Here is a 15,640-nt window from a genome sequence, read left to right as displayed (position 1 = left end):
AAATAAAAACGGCCCATATTATGGGCCGCTTTCGAAGAGATGAAAACTGGTTTTCAGTTCATTAATTGAATATCACCAGCTTAACGGTGAACAGCAGAGATAGAACAATCAGTGCACTATTAAGGTCTTTTGCACGACCACTCAGGAGTTTGATGGCGGTATAGGAGATAAAACCAAAGGCAATACCGGTTGTGATCGAGTAACTCAGAGGCATGGAAACAGCTGCAATAACTACTGGAGCAGCTTCTGTCAGATCGTCCCAGTCAATCTGGAACATACTGTGAGTCATCAAAACGGCTATGAAGATCAGAGCAGGGGCGGTTGCGTAGGCAGGCACTACGGCTGCCAGAGGGGAAAGGAACAGGCATCCCAGGAACAGTATGCCAACAACAACAGCGGTCAGGCCTGTCCGGCCACCCACTGAAATCCCGGCAGTACTTTCAACATAGCTGGTAGTGGTTGAAGTACCCAGTCCGGCCCCTGCCATACTGGCCATGGAATCTGCCATCAGAGCTCTGCCCAGACGAGGGAATTTACCGTCTTTGTCCAGCAGGTCGCCTTTTTGCGCTACGGCAACCAATGTGCCTGAGGTATCAAAGAGGTCAACAAACAGGAAAGAAAAAATAATGCTGATCATGCCAACTTCCAATGCTCCGGCAATATCCAGTTGCAGAAGCGTGGGGGCTACGCTGGGAGGCATGGAAAACACACCATTCATCTCTACTTTGCCGGCTATAAGGCTGATGACGGTGATGGCCAGAATGCCAATCATGACTGAGCCGGTGATATTGCGGTAGTAGAGAGCCACAATCAGGGCGAAGCCTATGGATGCCATAATGGCGCTCCAGGAAGTCATATCTCCCAGTGTTACCAGCGTGGCCGGGTCGCCAACGATAATGCCGGCATTCTGCAGAGCAATAAAGCCCAGGAAGAGCCCAATACCCGCAGCAATACCACCCCGCAAAGAGAGAGGAATGCTGTTAATAATCCACTCACGAATCTTGAAGACACTCAATACGAAAAAGCAGACACCTGAAAGAAAAACCGCCCCCAGTGCTACCTGCCAGCTATAACCCATTTGACCTACAACGGTGAAGGCGAAGAAGGCATTGAGGCCCATACCAGGAGCAAGAGCAATAGGGTAATTAGCATAAAAGCCCATGATCATACAGCCGATAGCAGCAGCCAGACAGGTAGCAACAAAAACGGCCCCCTGATCCATACCGGTGGTGGCCAGCATGCTTGGGTTTACAAAAATAATGTAAGCCATGGTCAGGAATGTAGTAATGCCTGCCAGCACTTCTGTCTTAACATCGGTGTGATGTTCTTTCAGTTTGAATAGCCGTTCTAACATGCTGAGGTTTCACTCGGGAGTAAAAACCCCCGATGATAACGATTTTTACGGTCGGTTAGAATATGGGAGTGGTATCGTTATTTTTTCGATAAATCACGGTTTATGGTGGAGATTTCTTAGGTTGATCTTTGTGGGTAAAGTGCTGTCTTGTGCTCGTTTTCTTTTATACCCCCATATCTGGTAGTCTGGATTTTTTGTGAGCAAATAATGCCCACTTTGCTGGAAGGCCCGTGACTGAGGGGGTTAGTTCAGGATGATATGAGCAATTAACAGGGTTATCCACAGAAGTTGTGGTTAAATTGATAGTGCCTGCCCTGAATATCGGATATTCGATATGGCGCAAATTTGACCAGTCTTGTCACTATATTTTGAAGTGTTTCAGGTATTTTTACGGGCGAGTTTGCAGAAACCGTATTGAATTCGCTGCTGCCGTTTCAAAAATGACAACCGAGTCGACCCCAATAGAGTCGACTCTGGTAGCGATCAGGCTACTGCTGCCAGCTTCCCTGTTTGCATTTCCTGAATTCTGGCATTGAGTTTTGCCAGGGTTTCGGCCATTTTTCTTCTTTCGTTCTCCTGACTTTCAGCACTGCGTTGTGCGCGTTGTTTTCTGTGGCGTTCAATAGCCTCACGTATGCGAAGCTCTTTCGGGCAGATGGGGTCAGCAGCAACGACCTCTGTTTCAACAATGGCTGCTGGCTCTGGCTCAGTGGTTTCTGGCGGTAGAGAGCTTTCTTCAACTGCAGGTTCAGACTGAACATCCAGTTGACTCAGGGCGTCGCTGTCACCGGCCAGGCAGGCGTCGGCAGCGGCAGTAATCGCAGCCAGCTGGGCTGTGATGTCATCGCTCATTTCAATGCTGCTCAACTGAACCATCGCATTGGCCCTGGAGCCCGCAGACTGGGTTGGTTCAGGCTTTGGCTTTTCTTTTTCGGACTGGACAACCTTGATCCCGGTTGAGTCTGGAGTCGGGCTGGGTACAGCTGGCGCAGACACAGGCTCAGCAGCTGAGTGTTGAGCGGCCTGAGCAGGCGCAGTCGAACCGGCTTCTGACTGTTGAGCAGAGTCATCATTCGCTTTATTGCCAGCATTGCCGGATTTCATGGCAAGGCTTGGAGGTGTATTGGAATCACCTTCATTGATTTCTGCAAAAATGGAGGCCAGCTCTTTTTCAATGTTGGACTTGCGCTGGCGCCGCTTCTTTTTGGGCAGGATTTTTACCGTGCTGGTCTTATAGCCTCTGAGGCTATGGGCACCAAAGAAATCGATCGCGTCCTGCTCGAGCTCAGCCAGTTCCTCACGGGACTCGGCCCTATCCCACTCCTCAACGGTAAATGCGTCTTCGCCGTGGATGCGGATTTCTCTGTAAAGCGGGTAGTCCATATCCTGGTGTGCAGCTGCCACCATTTTTTCCCACTGGCTTTCAAGGTCATTGCGAGTGGAGCCTACAAAAATTTGTTTTGTTACTTTATTAGTGACGGTGAAGATAATCAACGCTGGATGACCTTTCTACTGACGGTGACAGGCGCGCAATTATACCTGCCGATTTCCTTCTGTGTAGTGGGGATTGTGCGCTATTCAAAAACTGTTTTAAGGGATACCGGGCAGAGGTGGCATTGTAATGGTAAGAAAAGTAGGAAAATCCCGAAACTCAGAGGGTTACTACACTTTTTTATCGGGCTGCAAAAGCGACTGTTTTGTGGCTCTGACCGGCAGTTAGCATTTTGACAAAGAAGGGTAATCAGCTAATGTCAAAATAATTAATAAATGGAGTGGCGACAGAGATGGCAGGTAAGTGGAACTACAAAAATGGACTGGTAGTTGTTCCTGTTTCATTATGGGGATTTTTGTTCTTCGGAGCTTTTAATCTTTTATCTGTTTTCTTCGTTTTTTTTCCGCTCCTGTCCGGGGCAGGTGTCTCAGACGATCATCGGCCGGTTGCACATTTTGCCAATCAATTCTTCCTCCAGAAAGAGGGCGCTTCCTATTGCCCAGGGCTGGATGTTGAAGGGGATGAGTCTACTACCTGTGTGCATCAGAACCCTGAGCAGAAAAGGCTCTGTTATCCCGGAAACCGGGCAGTGATCAAACCCTGCGACGACAATAGCCCATTCCAGAAATGGTATTATGATTTCCAGAGAAAAACGATCCATTATCAGGGCTTTGCTGCCAGTATGTGTCTATCCAGAATGATAGACACTCTGGCAATGTTGCCCTGTATAGAATCGACCAGCGCCCAGATCTGGCTATTTGATGAGCAAGGCAGATTGTCGAACGCAACTGATCGACAACAGGAGAACGGATATATCGCGCTGCTTGATAAGAGTGAGGATCCTGCACCTTTGCTTTATCGGTATCTTGAGGCGGATATGGGAGAGCGGCGCCGCTATAAGAATCTGCATACGGGACAAACCGTCTGTGAGTTTGAGCGGGAACCTGTAAATGACCAGGGGCGCGAACCTGGTGAAGAGAAAGAGGCGTCTGAGCAAGAAATCAAACCTGAAAAGCCCCTTCCTCCTGAAGAGACAGTGCCACCGGAAGAAGCGCAACCTGAGGAAGAAAAAGTCCCACCGGTTTTGAGCTGGGAAGAGCGGCCTGAGAGAGCTTTCTGGGTCTCTGAGCGTTTGACAGAAGATATCCTGCTGGTGAATCAGAACCTGAGGCTTTGCCTTGGTGTTAGCGCCGCAGAAAGGTGTTTGTCCGAATCTCCTGACATGAGTAGCTGCTATTCATCGACATCCATTGAACTGGGTACTTGCGATAGCCAGAACAGCCAGGTTTGGCGCCATGACTTGTTAACCAAGCGAATCTTTAATCGTGCTGCAGGTTACCGATATTGCCTGACCTGGCTGCCGGGAAGCTTTTCACTATTACCCTGCTTTCCCGGAGGAAGTCCGTCTCAAAAGTGGTATTTTGCCCGTGGCAAGACTCCTGCATCCCCGGAAAGAGGGCGCCTGAGAACTATGTTGAACGGGGGCCTTGATCCTTATTCATACACTGAGGCATTGACGTTGCCCATCACAGTGAACGAACAGAAGAAAAAGAAACCAAAAGAGCTAAAAGTCTACTTCGAGTGGCTACTTGGCAGATGTGGCAGACATCCTGTCACTGGCGTTTGGCTGGATGACTGTCCGGTCACTCCCTGACGCTGAGATCCAGAGCCATAACAATAGCATCCTCGGCCTTATGGTCTTTGTTTGCCGGGTAGTAGTTTTTACGGCGGCCAATTTCACTGAAACCAGATTTAAGATAGAGGTTGAAGGCTTTTTTGTTGGATTCGCGCACTTCAAGAAACAGGGTTTCTGCCAATTTGGCTGAAGCATCGATGAGTTGATTCAGCATGGCAGTGCCATAGCCTCTGCCCTGCTCACTGCGAGAGACGGTCAGAATCAGCAGGCTGGCTTCTCTTGCAGCCAGCATGACGACTCCCTGGGCAACAATTCTACCCTGGTGTTCGGCTACCATGCAGAGGTAACCCGAGTCGACACTGTTCATGTAGTGCTTTTGATTCCATGGATGAGGTCCGGCTTCCTGCTCGATAGCCGCCAGTTCCGGAAGATCCTGGTGAGTCATTGTTCTGAATGACAGCATATAAGTTTTCTTTATCGTGATAACTGAGGAATATCGGGCGTCTGGCATCAGCACAGGCTGCTAAGCGTAATCGATTTTCTGCTCATGAGGCGGTTATGAAGGGGTCAGCTCCCTGATTATCGGTGAAATATCCTGCCAGACTTCTGACTTCAGGGCTGGAAGTTTCATCAACTCATTAAGACCGTGAGTGACAATGAAGTATTGATTGGAGTGAAGGCCCGTCTGCAAACCTCTCAGGTCGTTGAACTGTCGGCTTGGATCTATGACAAAACGGGCTGCTGCCTGACCGAAGAGCAGAACTACTTTTCGTCTGGCCAGGCCAAACTGGTTACTGAGGTAGGCGCAAACTGCGTCGGCAGCAGCGGAGTCGTCCTGGCTCAGGTGCTCCATCAGGCCAGCATTGCCCAGTGGCCAGACGAACTCACTGAAAGGCAGAGTTTCAGACCCTGCAGGCAGTTGAATAGCACGAAGAATATCGCTGAGTAATCGTAGGTGAAAGCGTGAAAATTGATTCAGTCCGGAGTGAGGCATTTCGGCGACTACCAGACAGTGTTCGTTGGCAGCCAGAGTGACCAGCCTGAACTTGCTGATTTCTATTGGCCGGGGTTCAGTAATAATGTTCTGTTTTACAGAGGGTGCTGGCTCCGGATCCTGTTTCGTTTCAACACGACTGGAGATGCCCAGCAAATCTTTTGCTGAAGAAGCACCTGTGGCACCTTCAGAAAGTGGAGCTGAAGATGGGTGGGAAGAAACAGTTAATTGTCCGGGCTTATACGCTTCTACCGGCTCTTCCTCTGGAAAGTCAAACGCCCTGGGGGGCAATGCATTAGGCAGGATTTGGCTGGGAAACCAGGTCTGGATACCCATGGCATCGAGGTAGTGCTGCCGAGTTTGCTCGCTGATCCTGCCTTGCATGACTGTTAGAGGTTCCCTGTCTGTGGGTTGGTTTTTGGATGGTCAGCATTCAGCAGGTTCAAAGCATTGATGTAGGCTTTGGCAGAAGCGACCACAATATCGGTGTCTGCTCCGGAGCCATTGACAATGCGACCCTGCTTTTCCAGACGTACGCTGACATCGCCCTGAGAATCAGTACCGCTGGTAATTGCGCTAACGTTATACAGTGCCAGACGGGCACCGGAATTAGCAATACTTTCTATGGCTTTGAAGACCGCATCAACGGGACCGTCTCCTGCACTGCGTACTTCAATCTCATCAGAGTCTACTGCAATAACCAGACGTGCTTCTGGTGTTTTACCGGTACTGGAGCCCGCTTCCAGCTCAAGCAGACGGTATTTCTCTTCTTCATTAGCGGAGCGAACATCACTGACCAGTGCCTGCAAGTCGTCATCGAAAATTTCAGATTTCTTGTCAGCCAGCACCTTGAAGCGGTTAAAGGCTTCGGTCAGTTCGTTACGATCAGCAAAAGTAATACCCAGCTCTTCCATCCGGGACTGAAAGGCGCTGCGGCCGGATAATTTACCGAGGGTCAGACGGTTAGTGTTCCAGCCAACGTCTTCAGCCTTCATGATTTCGTAGGTTTCGCGGTTTTTCAGAATGCCATCCTGGTGAATACCGGATTCGTGAGCAAAAGCATTAGCACCGACAATGGCCTTGTTGGGCTGAACCGGGAAGCCGGTGATACCGGAGACCAGACGGGACGTAGGAACGATATGCTGAGTGTTGATGCCCGTTTCGACCTTGAGTTCGTCCTGGCGGGTACGTATAGCCATAACGATTTCTTCAAGAGAGGCATTACCCGCCCTCTCTCCAAGGCCGTTGATGGTGCATTCAATCTGACGAGCACCGTTAACCACGGCTGACAGGGAGTTGGCTACTGCGAGCCCAAGGTCGTTGTGGCAATGAACCGAGAAGATGGCTTTGTCTGAATTGGGAACACGCTCAATCAGCTGGGCAATCACGTTGCCGAATTGGTGAGGCAGGGCGTAGCCAACCGTGTCCGGAATGTTAATGGTGCGGGCACCGGCATCGATAACGGCTTCAATGACACGGCACATAAAGTCGATGTCAGATCGTCCAGCGTCTTCCAGAGAGAACTCAACATCGTCAATGAGGTTGCGGGCCAGCTTAACCGAAGCCACTGCCTGTTCCAGCACCTGCTCAGGCGTCATACAAAGTTTGTGTTTCATGTGCAGCGCAGAGGTTGCAATAAAGGTATGAATACGACCTTGAGCAGCTGGTTGCACAGCTTGTGCTGCTGCTTCAATATCTTTGGGCAATGCCCTGGAAAGACTGCAGACAGTGCTGTCTTTAATGGTTTCAGCGATGCTTTTGACCGCTTCAAAATCGCCCGGGCTGGCAATGGCGAAGCCTGCCTCAATGACGTCCACCTTGAGTATTTCCAGAGATTTGGCAATCCGGACCTTCTCATCCCCGGTCATAGCAGCGCCGGGACTCTGTTCACCGTCTCTCAGGGTGGTGTCGAAAATAATAACCTGATCGTTGCTCATGGTTGCTGCTCCCGCTGTTCTTTTATCAGTTCAATGTTTTTTGACGCGCTTTTTGTGCAAAAGGTTCTATTTGTGCAAAAGGATTTTTGAAAGTGCCGACATAGAAGATGCTGCTTGCAACAGGCGGCATTTTCTGCACTTGTCAGTCGGAATTCGTACAAATGTAATCATTTTTCTGACTTTGGGGTCAGAGGGCCAGACGGCCGGGGTCGAAGGTGAAATTAAATAGTCTGCTCAAGGCAGTAGGAGTAGCAGGCGGGAAGGACGAAAGATGGACTTGGGAGTGAACACCACAGGCTCACGGGCAGCTGTTACCTGCGCATTGGTGTCGTTATCAGAGTCCCGGAAGATTTCGGGCTGTTGCTTATCGTTCGCTATAGGCATTGTAATCACGCTCAGCGTTCTGAAATCAGCGTAAGATTGTTTAATGGATTATGTGGAATGCACTATATCCTCTATAAGTCGCTTTGCCAAGCCGGTTGATCCAGTTTTCGAGACTGGATAGGATTTGTGTCGACCCTATTTTCTTTCGCCAAGGGCGCCCCGCCCATCACAGGATAGCCGGACTCATGAAAAAAACGTCACTTATTTTATTGGCCGCTCTCGCCCTGGCCGGCTGTGCCCTGAGCCCTCAGGAAGTGGATGTAACCCCCAGAATTGCTGTGGAAAAGCCAATTAAACCATTGCAGGGAACGGTCAGTGTGACCGTCTATGATGAGCGCTTGTCCCGCTCTCTTGGTCATCGTGGAGGGGTTTATTCAAATACCAACGCCATTACGACCAATGACCGCCTGACTCTGGCTATTCGCTCGGCAGTGGAGCTGGGTCTGAGAGAGATGGGGCTGACAGTTACTGAATCTGAAGATGTATCCCAGTTCCAGGTTTATCTTGATGATCTGGAGTACAAGGTACCAGAGGGCAGTTACATCACCCAGGTGGACCTGAAGGCAAAAGTCCGGGTCAGGGTTGTAAAAGGCGATCAGCGTTTCGAGGGGGTCTACTCCAGCGAAATCAGTGAGCGTGTACCCAAGGCACCCTCTGATGAAAAAAACGAAGAGCTGATCGATAAAGTGCTCAGTGATGTGCTGAGCAGAGCGTTGGCCGACCCAAGGTTGACAGGTTTTCTGAAACAGGCCTGAGTCTTTATCTTGTTCAGCTGTCACCCATGGATTATCGGTTAATCCTGTCGATCAAACACCAGGCAAACTGAAATCTGAGGTTCTCAGAGGTAAAAAATGCTTCGTGTAGCTGTCCCTTAAGGAATTTTTCCCTGTAATCATTGTCTAGCTCAAAAGAGGGTTTTCCAATCGGGCGCTATTGCAGCCTGAATGGTAACATTTTTGCAAATAATAATGATCTTCGTAGAGTCCATGGGCTTTACGATAATCTGTTTAAATGGAGAACAGGTTATGTATACATTTGGTTCTGATAACGGCGCTGGTCAAGCAGCGCCCCCGCTCCGTCAAGTAACTGCTGCCACTGACCAGCCGCCTAGCTATGAGAGCACGGTGCAAGCCATCAATGCTGAACAGGCACAGTTTCATTCTCGCATGGTAGCCCTTCAAGAGCAGACTGTCAGGCTGATCACAACTCAGTCGGAGGAGCACCAGTGTCGGCCAGAGCTATTTGCCAGACAACTGGCGAACTTTTTGATAGAGCGTTTTGGTTTGACAGATACGCGACTTTCACCAGCTGCCAGTGTTACCAGTAGCGCTGATAGCACCCTTCAAAACACTACCGAACCGGATCTATGGAACTGGGATGCCTGGCAAGCAGAGCTGTATGGCTTCCCTTACTACAATCGCAATGACGAGGAAATATATTTAGTTAAAAAGGAAGAAATTCTGGGGGATGTTGAAATCAAACTCGATGTTTATTTACGTAAACCGGAGCTGTTAAATCACTTTAAACTTCTACCTTCAGTCAAAAGGAGCGTTGGCGCCTGGAATCTTTCAGTTATGAAAAGTTTTTTGCAAATGAAGGATGTGATCCGTGATAAAGGCTTACCACTGACACCCATCATTAAGGATTGCATCAGTAGTGGCCTGTTTACGAGAGCGTTCATTGAGGAATTGCATAAAATGGTAATCCCGGGCAGCGCCAGTTAGCAAAGCAGAAAAACTCTTATGCATCTGTCGGCAGGCGCCAAACTGGTTACCCAAGGCTGTTTTCTGGATTTTTTTGGTACACAGGCTACTCTGATCAGTCCAAATGAAATGATCACTTGTTGTGGGGCTGACTTAGTGCACAATTTATTTTTTGTCATAGCGATGTTGTTTTTATCAAGTGAAGTAAAAACGAAAGAAATAAATAAAGCAGAGGGTTGCTATAGTGTTTTTGCTGTTCAATTGATAAGCGCACTGGCTGAAGCTCCACTGTCTTTAGTTTTTTATACCAATCCATCAGAATACGTGCACAAAATAAAGCTTACCGCAGCTAAAGGTGTCGTCTATGAACAAGATATTGGAATTAATGATTTAGAATCAATCAGGAAGTATATTACCCGAGATAGACATGGTGCGATTGTATATGCGGCCAATGCACCTGAAAAATTTATGGGTTGTTTACGGCCAGAGCCTGTTGAATTAAAGAGCATAATTGACGAATTCGATATGAGTGAAGGCCTTTATCTTTTTCGCGGCGGTCTCCTTAGTTGTATTTCGCTGGCTGCATCATTAAGTGAACGTGTGTCGGTCTATAACGAGTTTGGAGCTGATCATCTAAAATCAAATGAAAATGAGTTTATTATCATCTCTCTGGCTGCAATGTTACTTTATCAGGGAACAAAAAACAGACTGTTTTATATTTTTTCAGACAGTAATGCTCTGGCATCTTTCCTATCCGTTACTGTTAGATATTATGGGAATCAGAGTAAACAATTAGACATAAGCGATATCTCAAAAATGGTGATATTGGCTATGCCTGTTATTGTTGGAAGCTCATATGCAGGAATCAAGCATAATAACTATGTTCTAAAAACAATAATTCTTCTAACGCCGGTAATCATTGATCGCATTCTCAGTTGGCCAGTTCTATTGTATAACATATGGCAAAAACCAGATGCCGCGCAGTAGGCGCAGGCACCTGAGAAAGCGTGTCGGGCTCATCCCGTGATCAATTATGGAGCGGTTTCTCTAGCCATTGACTGACCAGCTTCGTCCAGGCAGGGTGGCTGTTCAGGCAGGGAATGAGTTCCAGGGATACACCGCCAGCTGCAATAAAGTCCTCTTTCGCTTCCATGCCAATCTCTTCAAGGGTTTCCAGACAGTCAGCCACGAATGCCGGGCAGATGACCAGAACCTTTTTGATGCCCTGTTCTGCCAGTGATTTAATGGTATTGCTGGTGGCCGGTTCCAACCATTTGTCCCGCCCCAGTTTTGATTGGAAGGCGACGGAGTATTTGTCCACCGGGATGTCGGCTTTCTCGACAAAGCAGGCGGTGGTTCTGTAAACCTGATGTCGATAGCAGGTAAGGTGAGCAGGTGATGCTTTCTGACAACAGTCCTCGGATTTCAGGCAGTGGGAACCTGTGCAGTCATCCTTACGGATGTGTCTTTCCGGAACACCGTGATAACTGAACACAATGTGATCATAATCTTTTTCCAGATACTCTTTTGCACTTTCTACCAGTGCCTCAATGTAGGCATCGTGATTATAAAACACGGGGTGAACTTTCAATGTCACCGGCAGTTTGTAGTCTTTGATGATTTCTTCAGCTTTCTCTACCACTGTCTTGACGGTTGACATGGCGTAGTGAGGGTAGAGAGGGAACAGCAGAACTTCCTTGATCTCCGGCTTGCTGGCCAGTCTGACCAGAGCGCTCTCCATGTCTGGCCTGCCATAACGCATGGCTAACTCTACTGGCATGGAAGTCAGCTTCTGGACTTCTTCATGAAGGTCTTTACTGTTGCTGATTAGAGGTGAGCCCTTCTCAGTCCAGACAGAGGCGTAGGCTCTGGCGGATTGAGCCGGTCTTTTGGGCAGGACAAACAGACTGACAATCATTCGTCTTACGAGCCAGGGCATATCGATGACATTAGCATCCATCAGAAATTCATTCAGATAGTGTCGTACATCTTGTTCATGCGGACTATCGGGCGAACCCAGATTAACCAGCAATGCTCCGGTATTTTCCATCCCTACTTCCTGCCTACCTTGTGAAATCTTTGATTGTCAGATGCGAAAAATATCCTCTATCGCACACGACTGTTTAAGGGTTTACTGCTTCAGCTAAGAGCAGAGGAGTATAACCAAACGTAAGCATAGGGGAAATGCAGCTATCAGGCTCCGGTTCAGGCGGTTTTTTGCGCCAGGGTGACACGGTCCTGACCAGACAGGTCTTGTTGTGTGCTAATGGCGGTAAAGCCATTGGACTCCAGAATGATCCGGATATCACTGCCCTGATCATAACCGTGCTCAAACAACAACCAGCCTCTCGGTTTCAGCTTCCCGAAGGCTTGTCGGCTGATGGTGCGTATATCATCAAGGCCGTCTTTGCCTGCAGTCAATGCTGATCGGGGTTCAAACTGTACATCCCCCTGAACAAGGTGCTTATCGTCTTCACGAATGTACGGCGGGTTGCTGACAATCATGTCGAGCGGGTCGGATACGGGTGAGCACCAGTCACCTTCTACAAAGGTTACATTGCCTATCTGGTTCAGGGCGGCATTTTCTTTAGCGATGGCGACTGGCCCGGACAGTCTGTCAACGCCAATCACTTGCCAGTGTGGCCTCTCGATAGCCATTGCCAGAGCAATGGCACCGCTGCCTGTGCCAAGGTCGGCAACGGTTGCCTGGTCCGAAACGGGCATAGACAAGGCGAGCTCAACCAGCCTTTCAGTGTCGGGTCTGGGAATCAGTACGGAGGGGGAAACGTTAAGCTTCAGACTCCAGAACTCTTTCTCACCCGTTATATAAGCGACAGGGGTTCCCAGTATCCGTTGTGCCAGCATGGACTCAAACTGTTCAGCCTGTTCGGGCGTCAGCTCCCTTTCGGGCCAGGTGAAAAAGTAGCTGTATGGTTTGCCCAATACATGGCAGAGCAGAACTTCGGCATCAAGACGGGCCGTGTCGCTTTGTTCTTTTCTGGCTGTATGACTATCAGTGAGGCGTTGAGTGGCCTCACTGAGGGTCTGATCAATCCTGCTCATTAGTCTACTCATCGGACAATCCTGTCAACAGGTCCGCCTGATGTTGCTGAAGGAGGGGGTTAATCACAGGGTCGAGGTCGCCTTCGATAATCTCTGGCAATTTATAAAGCGTCAGGTTGATGCGATGATCAGTGACCCGCCCCTGAGGGTAGTTATAGGTTCTGATACGCTCGGAGCGATCGCCACTGCCCACCAGACTTTTACGGGTTTCGCTGATCTCTTTGGCGGCAGCCATCTCTTGAGCATCCTGCAGTTTTGCAGAAAGCAGAGCCATGGCCTTGGCCCGGTTCTTGTGTTGTGAACGTTCGTCCTGACATTCAACCACAATGCCGGTAGGCAGGTGGGTCAGTCGAATGGCCGAGTCGGTGGTGTTTACATGCTGACCACCGGCACCCGATGAACGGTAGGTGTCGACTCTAAGATCTTCCTTTTTGATCTCGATGGCTTCCTGCTCATCAGGTTCTGCCATGATGGCGACAGTACAGGCTGATGTGTGTATACGCCCCTGGGATTCTGTTTCAGGCACACGCTGGACCCGATGGGCACCGGATTCAAACTTCAGATGACCAAAAACATTATTGCCGACCACGCGGGAAATAATCTCCTTATAGCCACCGTGTTCACCGTCATTGGCACTGATGACTTCGATTTTCCAGCCACGTTTTTCAGCGAAGCGGGAATACATCCGGAACAGGTCTCCCGCGAAAATAGCAGCCTCGTCACCACCAGTACCGGCACGAATTTCCAGGAAAGTATTGTTGTTGTCCCTGGGGTCTTTGGGTAAGAGCAGTAGTTGCAGCTCCTGAGCCAGGGCTGGCAGCTTTTCTTCGCAGCTCTGAATCTCTTCCTCAGCCAGATCAGCCATTTCCGGGTCGTCTTTCATGGCCCGGGCGTCTTCCAGATCTCTCTGAATCTGGTCGTAATCCCGGTAGGCATTGACGACGGGTTCAAGTTCAGCGTATTCCTTGGAGAGTCTGCGGAACTGGTCCTGGTTACCGATGACTTGCGGGTCACTCAGTAAAGCACCGAGTTCCTCAAAGCGTTCCAGCAGGTTTTCAAGTTTGGCGCTCAGACTGTCCAGATTGGGATCTTTCATTTGGATTTAATCAATGCTTGTTTCAGGTGTGAACCTGATGGGTTATACAGGTATCCGGTGGCTTCTGGCTGAATTTCAGCCGGTAATGGCTGGCACAGCTAGGAGTGGCTCGGCTCTTTAGCGCGGTCTTCATAACGGCGATGAATGCCCAGCAGTTCTTCAGCCCATTTCAGTCGGTTGTTCTGACCTTCTGCAGCGGCTTTTTTCAATTGCACGCTGGGGGTATGCATGAGCTTGTTGGTCAGTGAACGTGCAAATTGAGTCAGAACCTGTTCCGCCGGAACACCATTGGCCAGAGAAAGCATGGCTTTTTCAAGCTCAAAATCTCTGAGTTCCTCGGTATTTTTTCGATAGCTCCTCAGCACATTCACTGCATCCAGTGAGCGCAGTTGGCTCATGAACTCAAAAGCACCGGTTTCGATCAGCAGCTCAGCTTCTTTTGCAGCATCCTGTCGCTGTTGCATATTGTCCTGAATAACGTCATGCAGGTCGTCGACGGTATACAGGAAGATGTCTGGTAGCTCAGTGACCTCGGGTTCGATATCCCGGGGAACAGCGATATCCGCCATAAATATGGGGCGGTGTTTGCGTTTTTTAATCGCTCTTTCAACACTGCCTTTACCCAGAACGGGAACCGGGCTGGCCGTTGAGGAGACGACAATATCAGCGGCTGGCAACAAGTGAGGAATATCTGAAAGCAGGGCCGGCTTTCCGTCAAATTTGTCGGCCAGCAGTTTCGCCCGGCTCATGGTCCGGTTAGCGACAAAGATGTCTTTAAGGCCTTGTTGATGAAGGTGTCTGGCCACCAGTTCAATGGTTTCACCGGCACCAATCAGTAAAGCGGTGTTTTCAGAAAGGTCGGCAAAGATCTGCCTGGCCAGTGTCGTGGCTGCATAAGCGATGGAAACAGGCTGTCTACCAATAGCGGTATTGGTTCGAACTTGTTTGGCGGTAGTAAAGCAGTACTGGAACAGTCTGGAAAGCAGCGAGCCAATAGTACCGGCTTCCTGGGCCTGGGCGTAGGCTGACTTCAGCTGACCGAGAATCTGGGGTTCACCGAGAACCATGGAGTCAAGGCCGCATGCCACTCTCATTATATGGCGAACAGCGGCTTTATCGTGATGAATATAACTGTGCTCGCTAAGCAGCTTCTGATCCAGGTTGTGATACCCTGTCAACCATTCAAGCGCTCTGTGATAATCGGCGTTGCTGGCACAGTAAAGTTCTGTCCGGTTACAGGTGGACAGAATGGCCACTTCATTGGTGTGCATGAAATGACGGGCATCCTGGAGCGCCTCGGGCAGTTGCTCAGGTGAAAAAGCAACCTGCTCCCTGAGTGCGATGGGTGCAGTTCTGTGATTGATACCGGCGGTAAGATACCCCATAAAGTCCTGTTGCCTTTTCTTACGCTCTAGCCAGCCACAAGTAACCCACTGGCGAGGTACTCAGGGCTGTCTTTTTACTCTGGAGGTTCATTTATCTAATCCAGTCTCCGTGCCTTTTGACGAAAGATTGGGCTGTCTATTTGAGAGCCACTGCTATTATTGACCGTACAGTATTCTACAACACTGGACTGCAGACTGATGCCTGTGCCCTTAATTATGTTGCCCGAAGCAGATCGAAACTTCTGTTCCAGACATTCGGGTAACTGGTTTGACTTTTTGTCTGTCCATGGTTGTCTCAATACAAGTTGTTTCAATGGAAGCTGAGGGAATCCCTGTTATGCCAGGCAGATTTTTAACACCTGATAATTCGCAGTTTGTTGTCAGATCTTCGTTCAGTGCGAGGCCCCGGTGCTGTTTAAGTACTACAGTCAGCAAACAGTGATACGCTCAGGTCAGCGAAGAATCTTGATCTTCACTCTGTTTTAACAGCACCTTCTTTCGTTATGGACATTCTGGCCGATCAATTCTCCTATGGAACGGCAACAACTGCAAACCCGGATGTATCCAGTCATACCCATAGAAAAAGAGAAATATTT

The 15,640-nt window shown here is 49.2% G+C and carries 13 protein-coding genes; 4 read left to right on the top strand and 9 right to left on the bottom strand.

Translation table 11 applies throughout. The annotated features are described in order from the left end of the window. Positions 1 to 61 precede the first annotated feature (61 nt). The gene (locus ACOMHB_RS20070) at positions 62 to 1,354 is read right to left on the bottom strand and encodes an NCS2 family permease (protein WP_448217954.1); all 1,293 of its coding nucleotides are present in this window, start codon (positions 1,352 to 1,354) and stop codon (positions 62 to 64) included. A gap of 483 nt (positions 1,355 to 1,837) precedes the next feature. Beyond that, positions 1,838 to 2,848, bottom strand: a complete 1,011-nt coding sequence (locus ACOMHB_RS20065; protein WP_448217953.1) for a GIY-YIG nuclease family protein — start codon at positions 2,846 to 2,848, stop codon at positions 1,838 to 1,840. Between the two features lie 290 nt (positions 2,849 to 3,138). On the opposite strand from ACOMHB_RS20065, the gene ACOMHB_RS20060 reads away from it, so the two are divergent. Further along, positions 3,139 to 4,500 (top strand): RICIN domain-containing protein, encoded by a 1,362-nt coding sequence (locus ACOMHB_RS20060; RefSeq protein WP_448217952.1) that lies wholly within the window; start codon positions 3,139 to 3,141, stop codon positions 4,498 to 4,500. Here ACOMHB_RS20060 and rimI read toward each other — a convergent pair. The 3 genes from rimI to ACOMHB_RS20045 form a co-directional block, all read right to left on the bottom strand. Further along, positions 4,490 to 4,945 carry a ribosomal protein S18-alanine N-acetyltransferase gene (gene rimI, locus ACOMHB_RS20055; RefSeq protein WP_448217951.1) on the bottom strand — a complete coding sequence of 152 codons (456 nt, stop codon included), beginning with the start codon at positions 4,943 to 4,945 and terminating at the stop codon, positions 4,490 to 4,492. The two genes, ACOMHB_RS20060 and rimI, sit on opposite strands and share 11 nt — an antisense overlap. A 93-nt stretch (positions 4,946 to 5,038) precedes the next feature. Continuing rightward, positions 5,039 to 5,860, bottom strand: a complete 822-nt coding sequence (locus ACOMHB_RS20050; RefSeq protein ID WP_448217950.1) for a uracil-DNA glycosylase family protein — start codon at positions 5,858 to 5,860, stop codon at positions 5,039 to 5,041. Between the two features lie 5 nt (positions 5,861 to 5,865). Then, positions 5,866 to 7,413, bottom strand: a complete 1,548-nt coding sequence (locus ACOMHB_RS20045) for a 2-isopropylmalate synthase (RefSeq protein WP_448217949.1) — start codon at positions 7,411 to 7,413, stop codon at positions 5,866 to 5,868. Between the two features lie 569 nt (positions 7,414 to 7,982). Between ACOMHB_RS20045 and ACOMHB_RS20040 the strand changes: the two genes are divergently transcribed. From ACOMHB_RS20040 to ACOMHB_RS20030, 3 genes are all read left to right on the top strand, one after another. Beyond that, positions 7,983 to 8,552, top strand: coding sequence for a YajG family lipoprotein (locus ACOMHB_RS20040; protein WP_448217948.1), 570 nt, complete (start codon positions 7,983 to 7,985; stop codon positions 8,550 to 8,552). A 270-nt stretch (positions 8,553 to 8,822) separates the two neighbouring features. After that, positions 8,823 to 9,521 carry a hypothetical protein gene (locus ACOMHB_RS20035; RefSeq protein WP_448217947.1) on the top strand — a complete coding sequence of 233 codons (699 nt, stop codon included), beginning with the start codon at positions 8,823 to 8,825 and terminating at the stop codon, positions 9,519 to 9,521. 18 nt (positions 9,522 to 9,539) lie between these two features. Then, complete coding sequence (locus tag ACOMHB_RS20030; RefSeq protein ID WP_448217946.1) at positions 9,540 to 10,487, top strand: hypothetical protein; 948 nt, start codon at positions 9,540 to 9,542, stop codon at positions 10,485 to 10,487. Positions 10,488 to 10,527: 40 nt separating this feature from the next. On the opposite strand, the gene hemH is transcribed toward ACOMHB_RS20030, so the two are convergent. The 4 genes from hemH to hemA form a co-directional block, all read right to left on the bottom strand. Next, positions 10,528 to 11,550, bottom strand: coding sequence for a ferrochelatase (gene hemH, locus ACOMHB_RS20025; RefSeq protein ID WP_448217945.1), 1,023 nt, complete (start codon positions 11,548 to 11,550; stop codon positions 10,528 to 10,530). 155 nt (positions 11,551 to 11,705) lie between these two features. After that, positions 11,706 to 12,575 (bottom strand): peptide chain release factor N(5)-glutamine methyltransferase, encoded by an 870-nt coding sequence (gene prmC, locus ACOMHB_RS20020; protein WP_448217944.1) that lies wholly within the window; start codon positions 12,573 to 12,575, stop codon positions 11,706 to 11,708. Continuing rightward, positions 12,568 to 13,659: a peptide chain release factor 1 gene (gene prfA / locus ACOMHB_RS20015; RefSeq protein ID WP_422134836.1), complete on the bottom strand. Its 1,092-nt coding sequence runs from the start codon at positions 13,657 to 13,659 to the stop codon at positions 12,568 to 12,570. Before prfA ends, prmC begins: the two co-directional genes overlap by 8 nt. A gap of 98 nt (positions 13,660 to 13,757) precedes the next feature. Next, positions 13,758 to 15,044 (bottom strand): glutamyl-tRNA reductase, encoded by a 1,287-nt coding sequence (hemA, locus tag ACOMHB_RS20010; protein WP_448217943.1) that lies wholly within the window; start codon positions 15,042 to 15,044, stop codon positions 13,758 to 13,760. Between the last annotated feature and the right edge of the window lie 596 nt (positions 15,045 to 15,640).

The organism is Endozoicomonas sp. 2B-B (assembly GCF_053470045.1).
Note: the sequence above shows the minus strand (reverse complement) of the source record. Positions and strands in the feature narration are given on the sequence as shown.

Coding starts and splice junctions, on each gene's coding strand:
- ACOMHB_RS20070 (WP_448217954.1), bottom strand. CDS start 1,354: ATGTTAGAACGGCTATTCAAACTGAAAGAACATCACACCGATGTTAAG.
- rimI (WP_448217951.1), bottom strand. CDS start 4,945: ATGCTGTCATTCAGAACAATGACTCACCAGGATCTTCCGGAACTGGCG.
- ACOMHB_RS20045 (WP_448217949.1), bottom strand. CDS start 7,413: ATGAGCAACGATCAGGTTATTATTTTCGACACCACCCTGAGAGACGGT.
- ACOMHB_RS20050 (WP_448217950.1), bottom strand. CDS start 5,860: ATGCAAGGCAGGATCAGCGAGCAAACTCGGCAGCACTACCTCGATGCC.
- prmC (WP_448217944.1), bottom strand. CDS start 12,575: ATGAGTAGACTAATGAGCAGGATTGATCAGACCCTCAGTGAGGCCACT.
- ACOMHB_RS20060 (WP_448217952.1), top strand. CDS start 3,139: ATGGCAGGTAAGTGGAACTACAAAAATGGACTGGTAGTTGTTCCTGTT.
- ACOMHB_RS20030 (WP_448217946.1), top strand. CDS start 9,540: ATGCATCTGTCGGCAGGCGCCAAACTGGTTACCCAAGGCTGTTTTCTG.
- prfA (WP_422134836.1), bottom strand. CDS start 13,659: ATGAAAGATCCCAATCTGGACAGTCTGAGCGCCAAACTTGAAAACCTG.
- hemH (WP_448217945.1), bottom strand. CDS start 11,550: ATGGAAAATACCGGAGCATTGCTGGTTAATCTGGGTTCGCCCGATAGT.
- ACOMHB_RS20035 (WP_448217947.1), top strand. CDS start 8,823: ATGTATACATTTGGTTCTGATAACGGCGCTGGTCAAGCAGCGCCCCCG.
- ACOMHB_RS20040 (WP_448217948.1), top strand. CDS start 7,983: ATGAAAAAAACGTCACTTATTTTATTGGCCGCTCTCGCCCTGGCCGGC.
- hemA (WP_448217943.1), bottom strand. CDS start 15,044: ATGGGGTATCTTACCGCCGGTATCAATCACAGAACTGCACCCATCGCA.